At 63.4% G+C, this 19,099-nt stretch carries 18 protein-coding genes; 7 read left to right on the forward strand and 11 right to left on the reverse strand.

Annotation, left to right across the window (positions count from 1 at the left end):
* The first annotated feature begins 61 nt into the window (after positions 1–61).
* Complete coding sequence (locus LB519_RS03495) at positions 62–1,126, forward strand: alpha/beta fold hydrolase (RefSeq protein WP_224618730.1); 1,065 nt, start codon at positions 62–64, stop codon at positions 1,124–1,126.
* A 43-nt stretch (positions 1,127–1,169) separates the two neighbouring features.
* On the opposite strand, the gene pyk is transcribed toward LB519_RS03495, so the two are convergent.
* Both pyk and LB519_RS03505 read right to left on the reverse strand, forming a co-directional pair.
* A complete protein-coding gene (gene pyk / locus LB519_RS03500; RefSeq protein WP_013529204.1) occupies positions 1,170–2,606 on the reverse strand; it encodes a pyruvate kinase in 1,437 nt (478 codons plus the stop codon).
* Positions 2,603–3,091, reverse strand: a complete 489-nt coding sequence (locus LB519_RS03505) for a DUF1036 domain-containing protein (protein WP_013529203.1) — start codon at positions 3,089–3,091, stop codon at positions 2,603–2,605. The genes pyk and LB519_RS03505 overlap by 4 nt, the downstream gene beginning before the upstream one ends.
* A 245-nt stretch (positions 3,092–3,336) precedes the next feature.
* Here LB519_RS03505 and LB519_RS03510 point away from each other — a divergent pair, with 245 nt between their 5' ends.
* The 3 genes from LB519_RS03510 (at position 3,337) to LB519_RS03520 (ending at position 5,747) form a co-directional block, all read left to right on the forward strand.
* Positions 3,337–4,134 (forward strand): N-formylglutamate amidohydrolase, encoded by a 798-nt coding sequence (locus LB519_RS03510; protein WP_024502956.1) that lies wholly within the window; start codon positions 3,337–3,339, stop codon positions 4,132–4,134.
* A gap of 11 nt (positions 4,135–4,145) precedes the next feature.
* Positions 4,146–4,454: a DUF1244 domain-containing protein gene (locus tag LB519_RS03515; RefSeq protein ID WP_013529201.1), complete on the forward strand. Its 309-nt coding sequence runs from the start codon at positions 4,146–4,148 to the stop codon at positions 4,452–4,454.
* 117 nt (positions 4,455–4,571) lie between these two features.
* On the forward strand, positions 4,572–5,747 hold the full coding sequence (locus tag LB519_RS03520; protein ID WP_224618732.1) for an MFS transporter: 1,176 nt from the start codon (positions 4,572–4,574) through the stop codon (positions 5,745–5,747).
* Here LB519_RS03520 and LB519_RS03525 read toward each other — a convergent pair.
* Entirely contained in the window at positions 5,711–6,619 is a 909-nt protein-coding gene (locus LB519_RS03525; protein ID WP_064993273.1) for a LysR family transcriptional regulator, read from the reverse strand. The two genes, LB519_RS03520 and LB519_RS03525, sit on opposite strands and share 37 nt — an antisense overlap.
* Positions 6,620–6,733: 114 nt before the next feature.
* On the opposite strand from LB519_RS03525, the gene LB519_RS03530 reads away from it, so the two are divergent.
* Together LB519_RS03530 and LB519_RS03535 are read left to right on the forward strand one after the other, a co-directional pair.
* The gene (locus tag LB519_RS03530; RefSeq protein ID WP_064993274.1) at positions 6,734–6,943 is read left to right on the forward strand and encodes a DUF680 domain-containing protein; all 210 of its coding nucleotides are present in this window, start codon (positions 6,734–6,736) and stop codon (positions 6,941–6,943) included.
* Between the two features lie 113 nt (positions 6,944–7,056).
* The gene (locus LB519_RS03535; RefSeq protein ID WP_064993275.1) at positions 7,057–8,016 is read left to right on the forward strand and encodes an SDR family oxidoreductase; all 960 of its coding nucleotides are present in this window, start codon (positions 7,057–7,059) and stop codon (positions 8,014–8,016) included.
* Positions 8,017–8,076: 60 nt separating this feature from the next.
* On the opposite strand, the gene LB519_RS03540 is transcribed toward LB519_RS03535, so the two are convergent.
* From LB519_RS03540 to LB519_RS03565, 6 genes are all read right to left on the reverse strand, one after another.
* Positions 8,077–8,235, reverse strand: a complete 159-nt coding sequence (locus LB519_RS03540; protein ID WP_013529196.1) for a DUF3309 family protein — start codon at positions 8,233–8,235, stop codon at positions 8,077–8,079.
* Between the two features lie 93 nt (positions 8,236–8,328).
* Positions 8,329–11,502, reverse strand: a complete 3,174-nt coding sequence (locus LB519_RS03545; RefSeq protein WP_013529195.1) for an efflux RND transporter permease subunit — start codon at positions 11,500–11,502, stop codon at positions 8,329–8,331.
* 80 nt (positions 11,503–11,582) lie between these two features.
* Positions 11,583–12,758 carry an efflux RND transporter periplasmic adaptor subunit gene (locus LB519_RS03550; protein WP_082827499.1) on the reverse strand — a complete coding sequence of 392 codons (1,176 nt, stop codon included), beginning with the start codon at positions 12,756–12,758 and terminating at the stop codon, positions 11,583–11,585.
* Between the two features lie 155 nt (positions 12,759–12,913).
* Positions 12,914–13,522 carry a hypothetical protein gene (locus LB519_RS03555; RefSeq protein WP_127370980.1) on the reverse strand — a complete coding sequence of 203 codons (609 nt, stop codon included), beginning with the start codon at positions 13,520–13,522 and terminating at the stop codon, positions 12,914–12,916.
* Positions 13,519–15,792 carry a xanthine dehydrogenase family protein molybdopterin-binding subunit gene (locus LB519_RS03560; RefSeq protein ID WP_224618734.1) on the reverse strand — a complete coding sequence of 758 codons (2,274 nt, stop codon included), beginning with the start codon at positions 15,790–15,792 and terminating at the stop codon, positions 13,519–13,521. The genes LB519_RS03555 and LB519_RS03560 overlap by 4 nt, the downstream gene beginning before the upstream one ends.
* Before the next feature lie 2 nt (positions 15,793–15,794).
* The gene (locus tag LB519_RS03565) at positions 15,795–16,256 is read right to left on the reverse strand and encodes a (2Fe-2S)-binding protein (protein ID WP_027162497.1); all 462 of its coding nucleotides are present in this window, start codon (positions 16,254–16,256) and stop codon (positions 15,795–15,797) included.
* Positions 16,257–16,379: 123 nt separating this feature from the next.
* Between LB519_RS03565 and LB519_RS03570 the strand changes: the two genes are divergently transcribed.
* On the forward strand, positions 16,380–16,976 hold the full coding sequence (locus LB519_RS03570) for a TetR/AcrR family transcriptional regulator (protein WP_027162498.1): 597 nt from the start codon (positions 16,380–16,382) through the stop codon (positions 16,974–16,976).
* A gap of 33 nt (positions 16,977–17,009) precedes the next feature.
* On the opposite strand, the gene LB519_RS03575 is transcribed toward LB519_RS03570, so the two are convergent.
* Both LB519_RS03575 and LB519_RS03580 read right to left on the reverse strand, forming a co-directional pair.
* Positions 17,010–18,140 carry a patatin-like phospholipase family protein gene (locus tag LB519_RS03575; RefSeq protein ID WP_027162499.1) on the reverse strand — a complete coding sequence of 377 codons (1,131 nt, stop codon included), beginning with the start codon at positions 18,138–18,140 and terminating at the stop codon, positions 17,010–17,012.
* 49 nt (positions 18,141–18,189) lie between these two features.
* A complete protein-coding gene (locus LB519_RS03580) occupies positions 18,190–18,972 on the reverse strand; it encodes a 3-hydroxybutyrate dehydrogenase (protein ID WP_263484518.1) in 783 nt (260 codons plus the stop codon).
* Positions 18,973–19,099: the final 127 nt, after the last annotated feature.

Below are 19,099 nucleotides of genomic sequence, written 5' to 3' on the forward strand. Positions count from 1 at the left end.
CTACTCCCCTACTCCCCTACTCCCCTACAACTTACCCTCCTCCACCTCCGTATCTTCCCCCATGAACCTGATCTACGCCGCCCTTGCCTTCCTGATGGCGCTTGTCTTCGGCTTTGTCGGCGTCACCCGGGTCGGCTCATGGCTGATCGAGCGCCGCAATCCGCCGATCGGCGAGTTCGCTGACATCGACGGCGCCCGCATCCACTATGTCCATGTTCCGGCACCCGCCAACGCCGAGCTGCCGCCGATCGTCTTCATCCACGGCGCCAGCGCCAATCTCAGGGACCAGATGCTGCCGCTGCGTCCCTTGCTCGAAGGCCGCGCCGAAATGCTGTTCTTCGACCGGCCAGGCCACGGCTGGTCGGGTCGCGGCACCAACAACGAGAACCCGTCGGCGCAGGCCAACACCATTGCCGCATTGATGGACCATCTCGGCATCAGGAAGGCTGTCATCGTCGGCCATTCCTTCGGCGGCGTGGTGACATCGGCCTTTGGCCGCGAGCATCCAGACAAGACACTTGGACTGGTCTTCCTCGCACCGGCGACCCATCCATGGCCGGGCGGCGCAACCGCCTGGTACTACGATCTGACCACCATGCCGGTGCTCGGCTGGCTGTTTTCCGAAACGCTGACCTATCCGGCCGGTACACTGCAGATGGCCGACGCCACCACCTGCGTTTTCTCGCCCAACAAGGTGCCGGACAATTATCTCGTGATGGCCTCTATCCCGCTGGTGCTGCGACCAAAAGCCTTTCGCGCCAACGCCACCGATGTCGCCGGGCTCTATCGCTATGCCCTCGACGCCGCACCGCGCTACAACGAGATCAAGGCGCCAACCGTGGTCATTTCAGGCGATCGCGACAAGGTGGTCTATGCACATATCCATTCGGTCGATCTGGCGCGCGACATTGCCGGTGCCGAACTCGTCTGGGTGCACAATCTCGGTCACAAGCCAGACTGGATCGCGCCCGACCTGACCGTCGGCGCCATCGAGAAGGTCGCCGGCAAGAATATAGACCTGCAGGCGATGGCCAGGACCGTGGAGGCGCGCATCGCCGGCGACGCCTACGGCGCCGGCAGATGCGCCGATATCAAGGTACCGCAGGCCGAACTCGCGCCGACCTGAAGCCGGTCGCCCGAACCGTTCAGAAGCGACACGCTTTAGGAATCTAGCGGCTGACTTGTGTGTCCGACCCGATATAGGCGATGCGCAGCATGTTGGTCGAACCCGGTGTCCGCAGCGGTACGCCCGCGGTGATGATGACGCGGTCGCCCGGCTTGCCGAAGCCTTCGTCGAAGGCGATGCGGCAGGCGCGGTTGACCATGTCGTCGAGGTCGACGGCGTCGGGCGAGACAACGCAATGCGTGCCCCACAAAAGCGACAGCCGCCGCGCCGTGTTGAGGATCGGCGACAGCGCGATAACAGGCACTTGCGGCCGCTCGCGGGCGGCGCGCAGGCCCGTGGTGCCTGATGCGGTGTAGGTGATGATCGCCGACAGCTTCAGCGTTTCGGCGATCTCGCGCGCGGCCAGCGAAATGGCGTCGGCGCCGGTCGCTTCCGGCTCGGAGCGCTGGGCGTTGATGATGCCGGCATAGGTCGGATCGGTCTCGACCTTGGTGGCGATACGGTTCATCATTGCCACGGCCTCGACGGGATAGGCACCCGCCGCCGATTCCGCCGACAGCATGATGGCATCGGCGCCTTCGAAGACGGCGATCGAAACATCGGACACCTCGGCGCGGGTCGGCACCGGTGCCGTGATCATCGATTCCAGCATCTGCGTTGCAACCACCACCGGCTTGCCGGCGCGGCGTGCGGCGCGCGTGATCTGCTTCTGGATACCGGGCACCGCCTCGAGCGGCATCTCGACGCCGAGATCGCCGCGGGCGACCATCAGCGCGTCGGACAGTTCGATGATTTCGGCCAGCCGGGCGACAGCCTGCGGCTTCTCGATCTTGGCCATGATCAGCGCCCGGCCGCGTGCGATCTTGCGCGCTTCGGCCAGATCCTCCGGCCGTTGCACGAAGGACAGCGCCACCCAGTCTACGCCTGTGGCCAGCACGGCATCGAGGTCCTTGCGGTCCTTCTCGGTCAACGCGCCGACCGGCAGGTCGGTGTCAGGCAGGCTGACGCCCTTCTTGTCGGAAATCGTGGTGCCGGCGACGACGGTGCAGACGATCGACTTGCCGTCGCTCTTCACCGCCTTCAGCTCGAGCTTGCCATCGTCGATCAGCAGGCGATGGCCGGCTTCGACCGAGCTCAGGATTTCCGGATGCGGCAGATAGACCCTGGTCGAAGTGCCGGGCTCGGGATTGTCGTCGAGCGTGAAGGTCTGGCCTTGCGTCAGCACTTCCTTGCCGTTGGCGAACTTGCCGACGCGCAGCTTTGGCCCTTGCAGATCGGCGAGGATGCCGATCGGCCTGCCAACGGCTTCCTCGACAGCGCGGATGCGTCCGACCAGCGTGCGCATCAGTTCATGGTCGGTATGGCTCATATTGATGCGGAACACATCGGCGCCCGCTTCGAACAGTTTCTTCAGCATCTCCTCCGAGGAGGAGGCAGGACCGATGGTGGCTAGGATCTTGACCTTGCGGCTACGTCTCATTGACTGTTTGTTCCCGGGGTGGCTGGAGCGCCTCCCGTTGTGGACTCATCGGTCAGCTGGACCATCCAGCTTGCCTGTTCGCCCGTGTCATATTCCTGGAATCCGGCGCGCTGAAAGCCCCGGGCGACGCAGTCGGTTACGCCTGCGATCTTGAACTCTTTTTCAGCCACGCACATGTTGATCGGGCCGTCCCAGCGTCCACCGCGTTCGGCGTCTTCTGCATAAAGATAGTAAAACCTTGATGACAGCGGCCCTTCGATCAGCGTCTTGCAACTCGATCCTTCGATGTGCCACCAGCCTTCGGTGATCCAGCCGGCCTTGGCGCGATAGCCAATGCCGACGCCAACCAGGTTCTGCGTGGCGTTGCAGACGCGGAAATCGGCACGCGCCGGCGAAGCCACGACCATGGCCGACAGGCCGATGGCAAGAGTGAGGAGCGGCATGGCAAAGGCAGAGCGCATGCGCTGCCCGCCGGCGGAACTCATCCGAAAACCCCTCAAAAACCACATCAGCATCTCTCTGCGCCCCTTTTCGGAAAAGTCCGGGCGCATGTCAACGCACCGTTTTGTCCAATTCCAATCGATTTAGAAAGGCTCCGGCGCACAATTCGCCGACTTGTGCCAGATTTCCCGGGAAACCTTGGCCAAACAACGGCATTGCGCAAGCGTCGTCTTCGTGGAATGACGATAGCATCCTCCCCGGAAGCCAGCGAACAGACCATTTCCCGCCAATGACCCGATCCACAGTTTTCGCGCCTTTCGACATCATCGAGGGCGACCGCAAGCGAGGCATCGTGCTGTTGGGCGATCATGCCCGTCGCGACCTGCCCGACGACTATGGCAGCCTCGGCCTGCCCTCAGCGGAGTTCGACCGCCACATCGCCTATGACATCGGCGTCGAGGGCGTGACGCGCGAACTGGCTGCCCTGCTGGGCGTGCCAGCGGTGCTCGCCAATTTTTCGCGGCTGCTGATCGATCCCAATCGCGGCGAAGACGACCCGACGCTCATTCGCCAGCTTTATGACGGCACGGTCGTACCTGGGAACTACCCCATCGCTGCCGAGGAGCGCGAGAGGCGGCTCGACGGGTTCTATCGGCCCTATCACGACGCCGTCAGCGCCATGATCGCCTCGGTCGCACAGGCTTCCGCCCAGGCGCCCTTCATCTTCTCGGTGCATTCCTTCACCCCGGCCATGCAAGGAATCCAGCGTCCTTGGCACGTCGGCATCCTGTGGGACCTCGACGACCGCGTGGCGCGGCCGTTGATAGACATGCTGGCGCAGGACAGGAACCTCGTCGTCGGCGACAACGAACCCTATGACGGCGCGCTGCGCGGCGACACCATGTACAAGCACGCCATCGTCAACGGCTTCGCCCATGCGCTGATCGAGATCCGACAGGATTTGATATCGGACCAGAAGGGCGCGCTCGCCTGGGCCGAACGGCTGGCGCCGATCGTTGACGCCATCGACCGCCGTCCCGATATACATGTGGTGAAGATGTTCGGCTCGCGCACCGGGCCGCTATGACGGAGGTTTCGATGACCGAACTCAGCGACGAGCAGCAACGCGATTTCGAGGCGGCCGCCTTCCGCCGGCTGGTCGAGCATCTGCGCGAACGCAACGACGTGCAGAACATCGACCTGATGAACCTCGCCGGCTTCTGCCGCAACTGCCTGTCGAACTGGTATCGCGAGGCAGCCAATGCCGAGGGCGTCGATCTCACCAAGGATCAGTCGCGCGAGATCGTCTACGGCATGCCTTATGCGCAATGGCAGGCGCTCAACCAGACCGAGGCCTCCGACGCCAAGAAGGCCGAATTCGAGGCAAGGCGCCCCAAGGACCATTAAGGCCGGCGATCACTCAAGGCTGTGTTTGGCTCAAAAAATGCTTCCCGAAAGAGCCTTGACTGAAAATTGAATCGATCTAATTTGCCGCGCGAAGCCATTTCTTGCGGGATTCGCCTCATGAACGCGTCAACTGCCAAGCTGACTGCCATTCGCGGCCGATGGGCGCTCGCGGCCATTTTCCTCGCCAACGGCTTCCTGACGGGCAGCTGGGCGCCGCAGATTCCGGTGTTCCTGACCCGGCTGGAGATTTCGAAGTTCACGCTCGGTCTGCTGATTCTCTTGTTTGGGGTCGGCGCCGTCGTCGCGATGACCTGGTGTGGCCATTTGATCTCCAGACATGGTTCGCGCACCGTACTGCGTTGGTTCGCCCTGTGCGGCAGCCTCGGTCTCATGGTCGTGGCGCTGGCGCCCGACGTACCCTTGGCGGCCGTTGCCATGATCATCTTCGGCGGCTCGATCGGTGGCATGGACGTTGCGATGAATGCCAACGCCGTGGTGGTCGAACGGCGGCTCTCCCGCGCCGTCATGTCGTCTTCGCACGGCTTCTGGAGTCTCGGCGGTTTTGCCGGTGGCGGCCTCGGCGGCTTTGCCATCCAGCATTACGGCCACCTCGTCCACGCGGCGGCGGTAACGGCGTTTGCCTTCGCGGTGATCGCGGTGGCCGTTCGCCATCTCCTCGCCGAAGACAGACCGCAGGCGGCCGAGCACCACAAATTCGCACTGCCGGCAAACCCGCTGGTTTATCTGATCGGGCTGATGGCGTTGCTGGCGATGATCTCGGAAGGCGCCGTGCTCGACTGGGCAGCCCTGTATCTGCGCCAGGAGCTCGGCGCCGATCTCGCCGTCGCCGGCCTCGCCTACGCTGGATTTTCGGGCGTCATGGCGGTTACGCGGTTCTTCGGCGACGGCATACGCAATCGCTTCGGCGCGGTGACGACGCTACGCGCGTCGGCCCTCATAGCCGCGGTCGGCATGCTGGTGGCTGGCCTGGCGCCCTCGCCCTGGCTCGCCATTGCAGCCTTTGCCTTTTGCGGCTTCGGCATCGCCAATATGGTGCCGATCATCTTTTCGGCCGGCGGCAACCAGGAAGGCATGTCTTCCGGCACCGGCATGAGCGTGGTCACAACGATCGGATACTGCGGCATACTGGTGGCGCCGTCGGCGATCGGCTTCGTTGCCGAGCATTCCAGCTTCGGCCCGATCTTCATCACCATGTCGGGACTGCTGATCATCGTGTTGCTGATGGCCGGGCTCGCTCACCGCGCCGAATTCGCGCCAGCACCCGCCGAATAGCGTTTCAGCTCCTCGTGAAGGAAATCCACCACACGGCGGATGCGCACGCTGGTACGCACGTCGCGATGCATCGCCAGCCACACCGGCAGAACTGGCAGCGGCAGGTCAGGCAGCACCTTCTCAATCAAAGGATCCCTGTCGGCCAGCGGCTCCTGGCCAAGACCAATGCCGTTTCCCGCCCGCACCGCTTCCCACAAAACAATCTGGTTGTCGGCCCTGAAGCGGAAGCTGCTCCGGGTGACGGGGATGCCGTGCCGGGTAAAACCCCTGATGATCTCGTCGCCGCGGTCGAAGCCGACCAGATCGTGGTCGACAAGATCGGCAGGCTTCAGCGGACGGCCGCGCCTGTCGAGATAGGATTTGGCCGCGCAGGCGCAGAGCTCGATGTCGCAGACCTTGCGTGCCATCAGCTCGTTCTGCGCCGGCTTGACCATGCGGATGGCGATGTCGGCATCTCGACGCAGCAGGTTCTCAACCTGATTGGAAGCGACGATCTCGACCTCGATGCCGGGCTCCTCGATCCCCAGCCGCATCGTCATCTCAGGCAGGACATAGGCCGCCACGACCTCGCTGGCGGCGATACGCACCGTGCCTTCGATAGCCTCAACCGAACCCAGTGCCAGGAGTGAGAAGGCGCTTGCCTGCTCGCTGACCGCCTTGCCGCGTTCGAACAGCGTGCTGCCGGCCTCCGTCAGTTCGTAGCCGTGCCGTCCTCGACGGAACAGCGTGACGCCCAGCGCCTGTTCCAACTCGCCGATGTGACGGCCAAGCGTCGGCTGGCTGGCCGAAAGCTTTCGCGCGGCAGCCGACAGGCTGCCGGATTCCGCCACGGTGACAAAGCTCTTGATCAGGTTCCAGTCGATTTCTGCCATTCATTTATGAATATCAGAACGCCATCTGTAGTCAATTTCCATTCGCATTCGGAGCGACCATATTCCAGCTGCAGACACCAACACGGACTGCAAACACCAACCAGGAGAACTCAGATGACCAAGATCGCTCTCACCACCGCCGCTATCCTCATTTCCATCAGCGCCGCTTTTGCCGGCAGCGACAAGTTTGGTTCGAACGACGCCAGCCAGCCGGCTGTCACCAGCACCGACAACACGACCACCGCTTCGATTCACAACCCCGATGCGGCCATCCGGAAGCCGGTCACACAGGGCAGCAACCGCGATCTCTTCGGCAGCCGCTGATCCCGATCGCGCCTGTCGCTGATCCCGATCGCGCTTGCCGCTGATCTCGATCGCGCTGTCGCTGATATCGATCGCCCGACCGACCACCTAAATCCCAACCAGGAGTGCTTCCAATGACCAAGATCGCAATTCTCGGTGCCGGTGGCCGGCTCGGCCGCGTGGTCGCCAAGGCCTTCATCGACGCGGGCTACGAGGTCCGCGCCGTCACCCGCAACGGCAAGGTGCCGGCCGAACTCAAAGGCGCCACAGCCGTTGCCGGTGACGCTCTCGACCGCGAGGCCCTCATCCGCGCCACGCAAGGTGTCGATATCGTCTTCAACGGCCTCAACCCGATCTACACCGACTGGGGCAAATGCCTGCCGATGGCGCAGAATGTCATGGCCGCCTGCCATGCGAACGGCGCACTGCATCTCTTCCCCGGCACCGTTTACAATTACGGCTCGCCGATGCCGGCGGTGATATCGGAAGACACACCCTTCCACCCGACCACGCAAAAGGGCCGCATCCGCTGCGCCATGGAGGAGTTGTTTCGTCGCGAGGCCGACGCGGGCCGCGTCCGCACCATTCTTCTGCGGGCCGGCGATTTCTTCGGCGGCACCGGCAGCGGATCATGGTTCGACCTGATCGTTGCCGCCAAGATCAACAAGGGTATCTACACCGCGCCTGGCCCGGTCGACCTCGTGCATGAATGGGCCTATCTGCCTGACTTCGCTATGGGCTTCGTCGCGCTGGCGCGCAATCTGGACAAGCTCGGCTTCTATGAAGCGCTGAACTTTCCGGGCCACGCGGTCACCGATCTGCAGATCAAGGCCGCTGCCGAGAAGGCTATTGGTCGTCCGCTCAAGATGACTTCGATGCCCTGGTGGGTGCTGCGCGCTGGCAGCCCGTTCGTGGCGATGTGGCGCGAGATCGTCTCCATGTCCTACCTGCGCTTCGAGCCGCATCAGCTGGCTTCGATACGCCTGGAAGGCATCGTCGGCGAGATCCCGCACACGCCGTTGGATCAGGCGGTTGCTGAAGCTCTTGGCGATATCGGCATTGCCACCGTGAATGGCGTTGCGAAAGCTGCCTGACTTCCGCGATCACGGGCGCCGCCCCTCCGCACACTGAACAATCTCCCACGAGAGGGCGCCTCAGAGCCGTCCCATCAACAGCAACACCATGAGCACCACCAGCACGACGCCGACAATACCCGACGGCCCATAACCCCAGGAGCGCGAATGCGGCCAGGCCGGCACCGCGCCGATGAGGACAAGGATCAGGACGATGATGACGATGGTGGTGATCGGCATGAGAAGCCCTCGCTTCGACGTTTCGCTCAGAGACAATGCAGAGGCCGCCCGGTTGTTCCGGGCGGCCTTTGCCGGTCAAATCGGCGATGGGGTCTATTCGGCGGCTTTCGGAAAGGCGATTTCCGGTTCGTCGCCTGCTTCCTGGCCAGGCCTGTCGGTCGGCGAAACCGTTCCCTTGCCGCGCCGGAACAGCCGGCGGAAAAACGCATAGAAGCGGCTGTTCTTGCTGCGCGTGAAAATCATCAGCATCGACGGCGTCACCACCAGCGTCAGCAAGGTGGCGAAGGACAGGCCGAAGACGATCGCCGAGGACAGCGAAATCCACCATTGCGTCGACGGCGCGTTGATCGTCGTCTCATGATGGAAGATTTCCAGCCCAAGGCCGAAGGCGATCGGCAACACGCCGAGGATCGCCGACACCGCCGTCAGCACCACCGGCCGGGCGCGCTCGCGGCAGGTCTGCAGCACCGCGTCCATCTTGTCCCAGCCTTCTTCGCGCAGCCGGTCATAGGTGTCGATCAGCACGATGTTGTTGTTCACCACCACGCCGGCCAGAGCGATGACGCCAATGCCCGACATGACGATGCCGAAGGTCTCGCCTGTAATCAGCAGCCCCAGGAACACGCCAACCGTCGCCATGACCACGCAGGACAGCACCATCAGCACGCTGGTGAATTTGTTGAACTGCATCAGCAGCACCAGGAAGATCAGGAAGATCGCCGCCCCGAAGGCCTTGCCAAGGAAGGCGCTGGCCTCGGCGCTGTCTTCGTTCGAGCCGGCCAGCTTCCAACGTATGCCGCTGCCGAGATCCATCTCGGAGACAGCCTTGGTGACCTCCGCCTGCACGGCCGCGACCTGGGCGCCTGCGGCAACGTTTGCCTGGACGACCACCGTGCGCGCGCCGTCGATACGGTTGAGGATACCGACCGTCGGCTCCGGCTTGCGCACGACGAAATTCGAGATCGGCACCGAGCCTTGCGAGGTCTGCACCCTGAGCTCGTCGAGCGTCGACAGCGTGCGCCGGTCTTCCGGCAGACGCAGCCTGATGTCGACGGCGTCGTCGGCGCCGGCAGGCCGGTATTCCGAAAGCTTCAGCCCGTTGGTCACCAGTTGCACCACTGTGCCGACAGCGGTTGGGCTGATGCCATATTGCGCTGCCTTGGCACGGTCGACCTCGAGCGCCCAGTCGACGCCGGGCGGCGGGAGGCCGTCGGAAATGTCGATGACGCCAGGCACCTTGCCGATGCGTGCCGCAACCGCGCGCGCTTTGTCGTCGAGCCCCTTGGGGTCGACGGCCGAAAGCCTGATCTGGATCGGCTTGCCGGTCGGCGGACCGGCCTCCGGCACGCGCACCTCGACATCGACGCCGGGAATGCCGGCCATGACGCCCCGCAAATCGTTCAGGATCTGGTTCGCCGACTTGCGCTCGCGCCAATCTATGAATTCGTACTGGATGACGCCGACGACGTCTTCAGGGACATCCTGGCCGCCGCCTTGTGTCTTGCCGACGCGGGTGTAGACCGACTTGATGCCGGGCCAGCCGAGCATCCTGTTTTCGGCAATCTTGGTCGCCGTATCCATTTCGGCCAGCGAAAGGTTGCCGCGCGCGTGCACGTAGAGCAGGCCGTAGTCGGGCTCGACACTGGGGAAGAATTCGACACCGGCGCCATATTTCGAATAGGCAAAGCCGACGCCGAACAGCAGAGCGACCGTCAGCAAAACCACCGTAATCGGAAACCGCACCGCCTGCTTGACGATCGCCATGTACCAGCCGTCGCGATTATCATCCTCATGATGCTCCGGCGCCTTGGCGAAGATCGCCCCCAGCGTCGGCGCGAACACCAGCGCATAGAGCATCGAGGCCGATAGCGTGACGATCAGGGTGATCGGCATGTACTTCATGAAGTCGCCGATGATGCCCGGCCAGAACAGCAGTGGCGAGAAGGCGGCTATGCGCGTCATCGTCGCGGCAATGACCGGACCGGCCATGCGCTTGGCGGCCAATGCGAAGGCTTCCGCCTTCGGCATGCCTTCGCTCATCCGCCGTTCGGCGAACTCGGTGACGATGATGGCATCGTCGACCAGCATGCCGACAGCCAGGATCAGGCTGAACAGCACGATCATGTTGATCGTGTAGCCCATCATCGCCAGCAGCAGGATGCCGATCAGGAAAGACGACGGAATGGCCAGGCCGATCAGCAGCGAGGCACGACCCGACAGCGCGTAGAGGATGACGATGAACACCAGGATGACGGCGATCATGACGTGGTTCTGCAGATCGCCGAGCAACTGGTTGACGAAGACCGACTTGTCCTGGGTGTAGGTGACGTTCATGCCTTGCGGCATCGTCTTGACGTAGGCGTCGGACACCTCCCTCACCTTGGCGAGCGTGTCGATCAGATTGGCGCCGATGCGCTTCTTGACTTCGATGGCGATGGCCGGCTTGCCATTGAGGCGCGTGATCGTCGTGGCATCGGCGAAGGTCGAGCGGATCGTCGCGATGTCCTTGGCCTGCACCACGGCATTGGGGCCGGCGACCACGGGCAAGGCCGCCACGTCCTCGGGCGTCTCGATCAGTGACGGCACCTTGACGGCGTATTTGCCTTCCGAGCCTTCGATATTGCCGGCGGCGACCAGGCTGTTGGAGGCACCGACAGCGCCGATCAGCTGATCGAGTTGCAACCCGTAGGACGACAGTTTCATCGGATCGATGACGACTTCGACAAGATCGTCGCGCGAACCCTGCAACGAGCCCTCCAGGACGCCTGGCACTTCCTCGATACGGTCGCGCAGTTCGCGCGCGGCGGCGGTCAGCACGCGTTCGGGCAATTCGCCCGACAGGGTGACGACGAGGACGGGGAATTCGGAGATGTTGACTTCGGTAACGACCGGCTCTTCGGCCGCCTGCGGCAGGTCGGCCTTGCCGTCCTGGACCTTGGAGCGCGTGTCCTGCAAGGCCGTCGCCAGATTTGTCTGCGGCTGGAACTCGACCAGCACATAGCCGCCGCCCTGGAAGGCGGCCGAGCGCATTTCCTTGAGGCCTTTCAGGCTCTTCAGCTTGCTTTCCATCGGCCGCAGCAGAAGGCGCTCCGAATCCTCAGGCGAAATGCCCTGATAGATCAGGCTGATATACATCATCGGAATCGGAACGTCGGGCTCGGCTTCCTTCGGCGTCGACTGATAGGCGACCCAGCCGGCGAGCAGCAGGAAGACCAGCACCGAGATGGTCAGGCGGGCATTGTTGATTGCGAGTCTGACGATATCCATGGCTAACGCCTGTTCTTGAATTTCACGAGCTGCGTCGCAGCCAAGTGTCCCTGCCCGGGGTCTGTCCGCCGTACCCCATGCTACTGCGTGCCGGCGGTCGCTTCGCCCAGCAGTTTCTGGATGGTTGCCTGGTCGGCTTCGACCGGCTTGACCTCATCGCCTTCCTTCACCAGTTCCTGGCCGGCAACGATGATGCGCGCATCGGCAGGGATGCCGCCAAGCACCAGGCCGGTCGGCGTGTCGTCGACGAGGTCGATGGGGAAGAACGCAACCTTGTTGTCCTTGCCGACGGCACGGATGCCGAGGTCGCCCTTGTCGCCGAGCGTCACCACCGAGCGCGGCAGCAGCACCGCATCGGTCGGCAGCGCGCTGAGTGCGATTTCCGCCGTCATGCCGGCCGGCACGGAGCCGTCGGCATTGGGGACGGCAACCTCGACGCGGAAGGTGCGGGTCGCCGAAGAGGCGTCGCGGCTGATGTAGCGCACGGTGCCTTCGACGGTCTGGCCGCTGACCAGCCGTATGGTGGCCTTGTCCCCGAGTTTCAGGTAGCCGAGATCGCGCTCGCTGACTTCGCCGCGGGCAATCACCGGATCGAGCTTGAGGATGGTTGCCACCTCGCCGCCCTGCATGATGGAACTGCCAAGTTCCACCGGCACCCGGTCGATGACGCCGTCGAAAGGCGCCTTCACCTCGTTGCGGTCGAGTTCGGCCTGTGCCGTTTCCAGTTGCGACTGCGCCGAGGTCAGGTTCGAGCGCGCGGTGTCGAGCTGCAGCTTGGGCAGATTGCCGGTCTTCATCAGCCGCAAGGCTGCGTCCAACTCGGCCTGGCGCTGCACCACCAACTGCTTGGCGTTGTCGACCATCGAGATCTTTTCTTCCGCTGCAAGCATCAGCACCAGATCCCCGGTCTTGACGTGATCGCCTTGCTTGACAGGCAGCTTGTCGATGACACCGGCGACGCGCGTCGCCAGCACCGCCCGCTTGTCGGCTTCGGTCAGCCCGGAAATGCGGATGGCGCGTGCATAGGTCTTGCGTGGCGGCGTCACCACCGCAACGGTGCGCAGCGGTGCCTTCGGCTCGGCTTCAGCCGTCTTCGGCTTGGCCGCGTCCGGCGCCTTGGCCTGTTCGGCTTCGGCTGCCTTGGCTTTGTTGGCGGCTACGCTGCCGACCGACGAAAACTCGCCTGTCGCCATCCACGCCGCGAAACCAATGAGCACAACAATGGCTGCAAGCTTGTGAAACCTGATTCTCGGCATCGTCGTTGTTTTCCACTGCGGGTTCGGCCAGCGTCCTCATAACGCGGGCGCGTCGCCGATATGGGTGCGCGCCAAGCCGTGTTCAATTTGCCGTGATCGGCGAAGCGCGCTTCTACATCAAAGTTGCACCGCAATATAGTCTGAAAGTTGCAAGATCATTGCCCCGGCGGACAAGATGCGCCCGCCGCGGCCCAGTCTTCGATCGCTTGATAGGTCGCTTCGGCAGAGCCCGGAGCCGGTTCACGATCCGGCCCCGGCGCCCAGCCCCAGGCGACCAATCTGTCGTCGCGAACATGCAGCGCGATGTCCTTCAAGCTGCGGTTGCCATTGCGCAGGGGATCCTTGATCTGGGCGCAGATTTCGGCCGAGGATTTGCCGAACCAGGCCATCTCGGCCGGCGCCAGATGCCAGTTCTCGGCCCCGGGCGGCCCGTGCAATGCCTTGGAATTGCTAGAGAAATGGCAAGTCGTGCAGCGCAGGCCCGGATTGCCGAAGCCCGACCCGTCAGCACCGCGCTGGACATTGAAGGCGTGAACGCGCGTACCGCGATAGTGCGCACCCGACCATCGCGGCCGGTCGTCCGCGACATGACAGTCGGCGCAGCGCGGATGCGAGAACACCGCATAGACCTTGTCCCATTCGGACAGGCCTTTCGCCACGTCGACGGTCGCCGGCGCGGGCGTCTGGCTCTCTTGCGCAATCGCAAACGGCGCTGCGAGCACGAGCATGGCAGCAGGCGTCAGCATGATGAGGAGCTTCTTCATGCGAAGGCCACCGTTTTCGACAGCGGCAGCGTGCGGATGCGCTTTCCGGTGAGCGCGAAGATGGCGTTGGCGAGTGCTGGAGCCGCCGGCGGTGTGCCGATCTCGCCGACGCCGCCCATCTTGTGGAAATTTTCCAGGATGGCTACTTCGAAGACCGGGCACTGGAATATCCGCATGGCATCGAAATCGTGGAAGTTCGACTGTTCGACCATGCCGTCGGCGAAGGTGATTTCCTGACCCATCGCCGCCGAAAGGCCGTAGATGGCGGCGGAAATCAACTGCGCCTCGATGATGCCGGGATCGAGCGCGGTGCCGACATCGGCGGCGATCCACACCTTCTCGATGCGGATGCCGGCCGGCGTGTCCGCCACCTGAACGATCTCGCCGACCCAACTGCCGAAGGACAGCGTGAAGGCCATGCCCTTGGCCTTGCCGGCGGGCAGCGCCTCGCCCCATTTCGCCATCGCGGCGACTTTCTCGACCACCTTCACCGCCGAGGGATAGGCGGCCATCAGTCTCTTGCGCATCTCGACCGGATCGATTTTTCCGGCGACCGCGATCTCGTCCATGAAGCCCTCATGGAAGAAGCCGTTGACCGAACTGCCGACCGAACGCCAGGAGCCGACAGGGATGGAGACCGGCGCCGCGATACCCCTGACCCGGTAATTCGGGATCGTGTAGGGCTGGTCATAGGCGCCGTCGACAATGGTCTTGTCGGGACCGAGCGGCGATATCGAGGGAAACAGCCGGCGCAGCGTACCGGCGATCACCGATGGCGAGGCCATCTTCATGTCGACCGCGATCGGCATGCCATCGTCACCGAGCCGCGCCTGGAACTTGCCGATAGCAGCCGGCCGATAGGCGTCGTGGCGCATGTCTTCTTCACGCGTCCAGGTCACCTTGATCGGGCGTCCGCCCGTCTCCTTCGCCATCAGCGCGGCACACAGCGCGTAGTCCATCTCGACGCGCCGGCCGAAACCGCCGCCCATGAAGGTGGTGTGCACATTGATCTTGTCCTGCTCGATGCCGACCGCGTTGGCGCAAAGCTGCCGCACCAGGGTCGGCGCCTGGTTGCCGCACCAGATGTCGAGCGCACCGTCCCTGAACTGTGCCGTGGCGTTCATCGGCTCCATCGTCGCATGCGCCAGATAGGGCACGGCATAGTCTGCCTCGATGATGCTTTCGCGCGGCGCGTCGGCAAAGGCGGTTTCGACATCGCCATTGTCGCGCATCGCCGACCCCTTGGTGGCAAGCGCCTGCTTCAGCACATCTGAAATGGCGGCGCTGCTGAGCGGATATTCAGGATCGGACCACTGGGCGTCGATCGCCTCGGCCGCCTTGAATGCTGCCCATGTATTATTCGCGATGATACCGAAGCCATGGCCGTAATTCGTCTCGAGCGGCACGATCTTGATCACCCCAGGCATTTTCTCGGCTTTGGAGAGGTCCGCCTTGACCGGCTTCGACCAGAAGCGCGGGCTCATCTTGACCGTGCCGTAGACCATCTCCGGCAGCCGGACATCGATGCCGAAGATCGGCGCCCCGGTGAGCTTTGCCAGCATGTCGATGCGCTTCTGCGGCTTTCCCAGCAGCTTCCAGTCGGCCCGGTCCTTGAGCCTGACTTCGGCCGGCGGCGCCATCGCGGCGGCAGCCGCGGCGACCGCGCCGTAGGTCAGCGATTTGCCCGACGCCTTGTGCAGGATCGAACCGTCGGCCGTTTCCAGATCGGCCGCCGCGACACCCAGTTTTTGCGCTGCCGCTGCGACCAGCATCTGCCGGGCAGCGGCACCCGCTTGCCGCATCTTGTCAAAACCGTCGCGTGTCGAAGCCGAACCGCCGGTGCCCTGCAGGGCAAGGAATTTGCCGACCACACCGAGACCGGAACGCACCGCCTGCGCGGTCATGCTTTCATCGAAGAAGGCGAACGGACCGCCCTCCTCGAGGATCGCGGCGTTGTAGTAGGCATGGGATGCCGGTCCATGCTCGACCATGACCCGGTCGAGCCCGACGTCGAGTTCCTCTGCGACCATGGCCGCCAGCGTCGTCGAAATGCCTTGCCCCATCTCGGCGCGCGGCGCGACGATGGTGATGGTATTGTCGGCGCCGATTTTCACATAAGGGTTGAACGTCGCCTCGCCCTTGCCAAGCTCGGCCTCGAGCGGGTTCGGGAACGGCTTGCGATAGTAGTAATAGCCGACGGCAACGCCGCCAGCGACAGCGGCAGCGCCAATCAGAAACGTGCGGCGGGCGATCTTTCCGACACTGGCCATGGTCAGAGCCCCGCCGTCTTGAGCGCCGCGGCCTTTTTGATGGCCGAGCGGATTTTGGGATAGGTGCCGCAGCGGCAGAGATTGCCGCCCATGGCGTTGTCGATGTCGGCATCGCTCGGGTCGGCGACTTCATCGAGCAGCGCCACCGCGCTCATGATCTGGCCGGCCTGGCAGTAGCCGCATTGCGCGACCTGTTCCTCCAGCCATGCCTGCTGCACCGGATGCAGTCCGCCTGCCGTGCCGATGCCTTCAATAGTCGTGACAGCGCCGCTGACCTGCCCAACTGGGAGTGAGCAGGAACGCGCCGGCTGACCGTCGACATGCACGGTGCAGGCGCCGCACGCGGCGATGCCGCAGCCGAATTTTGGCCCTGTCTTGCCAATGAGATCGCGCAGTGCCCACAGCAGCGGCATGTCCGGATCGGCGTCGATATCGAATGACTGACCGTCGACGGTGAGGCGCATGGGGATACCCTTTGTTGTCGTCCACTGCCAAGGGCGAAGCGGCCTCCCGGCCGTTTCGCTCCGATACAGATTGACAAATTTCGTCATTTTGTCAATTAGGATTTTGCAGGATAGAATTGCTCTATGAACCAGATCGAAGACATCGCCACCGCCGATCCCAAACGCGCCCGTATTCTGGATGGCGCGATGAAGGTGTTTTTGGCCTATGGCTTCTCGCGCACCACCATGGACGACATCGCCCGTGCCGCCGACATGTCGCGCCCGGCGCTCTATCTCCTGTTCAAGAACAAGACCGACATTTTCCGCGCCATCGCCATGATGATCCTGTCGCGCTCGGTCGAGGCGGCAAGATTTGCCCTAGCCGGCGATGGCCCTTTCAACGAGCGCATGATGCGAGCCATCGATGAGGCCTTTATCTCGATGATGAGCGCGGTCGTTGCCTCGCCGCACGGCGCCGAATTGCTGGACATGAAATCGAGCCTTGGCGATCTGGTGGGCTGCTGGCGCGGCGGGCTTGGCCAACACATCGGCGCCGCGATAGAGGGCGAGGCAGCCAGGAACGGCGTCGATCTGGCGGCCAGGGGCCTGTCGGCGCAACTGCTTGCCGACATGCTGCTCGACGGGCTGGAAGGCATGAAGGCGCGGATCAGAGATCCGGAGGGGCAGCGGCAGGCAGCCGCTGCCCTGATCAGGGTGATCGACCTGACCTTGAAAGCATGATTGCGGACCAATCGATGCACATCGATTGGTCGCTCAGGCGCGCCGGCGCTCTGCCTCCGGGTTCTTGCGGGCCGCAAGAAATTCCTTGACCCGCCGGCCGGGTGCCGGACCGCGTACCGGCTTGAAGCCGTCATCCAGTTCGCCGGAGAGATCGAGCGTCGGTCGCTTGCCGACGGCGTCGTAATTCTCTTCCAGCCAGTCGCTGGCGGCGGTGCGGCCGAGATCTCTGAGATAGGTCAGGAACGCCCATTCGGCATTGACCTTCGAGGACGCCGACAGGTCCTTGAACGCCTCGTCGGCATCGATGCGGTGCATGCGGATGTCGCGGTACTCGCCATGCGGCAGACGGCCGGCGGCGATCAGCTCCTTGACGAAGGCAATCGAGCGGAATTCGCGCAGCAGCCCGGCGTTGAAGGTGATCTCGTCGATGCGGTTCTGGATCTCGTTGGCGCTTCTTGGTGTTCCCTCGCGCACCACCGGATTGATCTGCACCAGAAGCACGTCCTCGGTCGCAGCCGTCTTGAAGAACGGATAAAGCGCCGGATTGCCGCCATAGCCGCCATCCCAATAGGGCACGCCCTTGATCTCGACGGCGCGGAACAATTGCGGCAGGCAGGCCGAGGCCATCACCGTATCGAGGTCGATCTCGCCGTCGGAAAACACGCGCAACTGTCCGGTCTCGACATTGGTCGCCGAGATGAACAGTTCCATCGACTTGCAGGCGCGGACGTTCTCGAAATCGATCTCCTGCTGCACCACGTCGCGCAGCGGATTGAGGCCGAGTGGGTTGGCGACATAGGGCGAGAACACCCGCGACATGGTGTCGAAGAAGAGATAGCCGGGCGTGTTCTCGATCGACCAGTTGCCCCAGGCGACGTCCCACGGCATGCGCTGCACCGGGCTGAACCGCCCCTTGGCCGCCACCGCGCGCCAGAAATCGTCAAGTTTTTGCCGCGCGCCTTCGACACCGCCGCGCACATATCCATCGGCCAGCGCCACCGCGTTCATAGCGCCGGCGCTGGTGCCGGACACTGCTGATATCTCCAGCCGTCCGTCCTCCAGCAGCCGGTCGAGCACACCCCAGGAAAAGGCCCCGTGTGAGCCGCCGCCCTGAAGCGCTACGTTGATCTTCTTCGTCTCCTCCGCCTTGCCGTTCTTGGTCATGGCGTCGTCCTTGATCTGTCCCTTTGGGTGGATAAGAGAGTTTTGCGCCTCACGCGGCGGTCCAGCCGCCATCGACCGAGAGATGCGTGCCGTTGACCTGCGCTGCCGTGTCCGAGCACAGGAACACCGCCGCTGCCGCGATCTGCTCCACCGTAACGAATTCCTTGGTCGGCTGCTTGTCCAGCATGACCTCACGGATGACGGTCTTGCGGTCCATCTGATGGGCTTTCATCTGGTCGGGAATCTGCGCCTCGACCAGCGGCGTCAGCACATAGCCGGGGCAGATGGCGTTGCAGGTGATTTTTTCGCGCGCCAGTTCGAGCGCAACGGTTTTGGTCAATCCCATGATGCCGTGCTTGGCCGAGACATAGGCCGATTTGAACGGCGACGCGACCAGGCCATGCGCCGAGGCGATGTTGACGATCCGGCCGCCGCCGGCCTTTTTCATCAGCGGGATGGCGGCCGCGATGGTGTGGAACGCCGACGACAGGTTGATGGCAATGATGGCGTCCCATTTCTCGATCGGGAACTCTTCCACCGGCGCGACATGCTGGATGCCTGCATTGTTGACGAGAATATCGACCGAACCGAATGTCTCGGCCGCCTTGGCGATCAGCGCCCGGCATTCGGCCGGCTTCGACATGTCGGCCTTGATATAGGCCGTCTTCACCTTGTGCTGTCTGGCGATCGCGTCAGCGACGGCGTGGTCGGCAGCCGTGTCGGAGAAGGAGTTGACGACGACATTATGGCCTTCGGCCGCCAACGCCTGGGCGATGGCCAGGCCAATGCCCGATGTGGAGCCGGTGATGACTGCGGTTTTTCTGGCGGCCAAGGTCGAAATCCTCTGATTGCGGCAAGAGCGATCTTATGTTGCAGTGCAGCATATATGCTCAATGCGACGCAATAACAGCGGCCAGAATTTTTCGACGAGATGAAATTTTCGTCATGAGCGGCCACAC

Origin of the sequence: Mesorhizobium sp. AD1-1 (assembly GCF_020164655.1) — a bacterium.
Lineage (GTDB): Bacteria > Pseudomonadota > Alphaproteobacteria > Rhizobiales > Rhizobiaceae > Mesorhizobium > Mesorhizobium ciceri.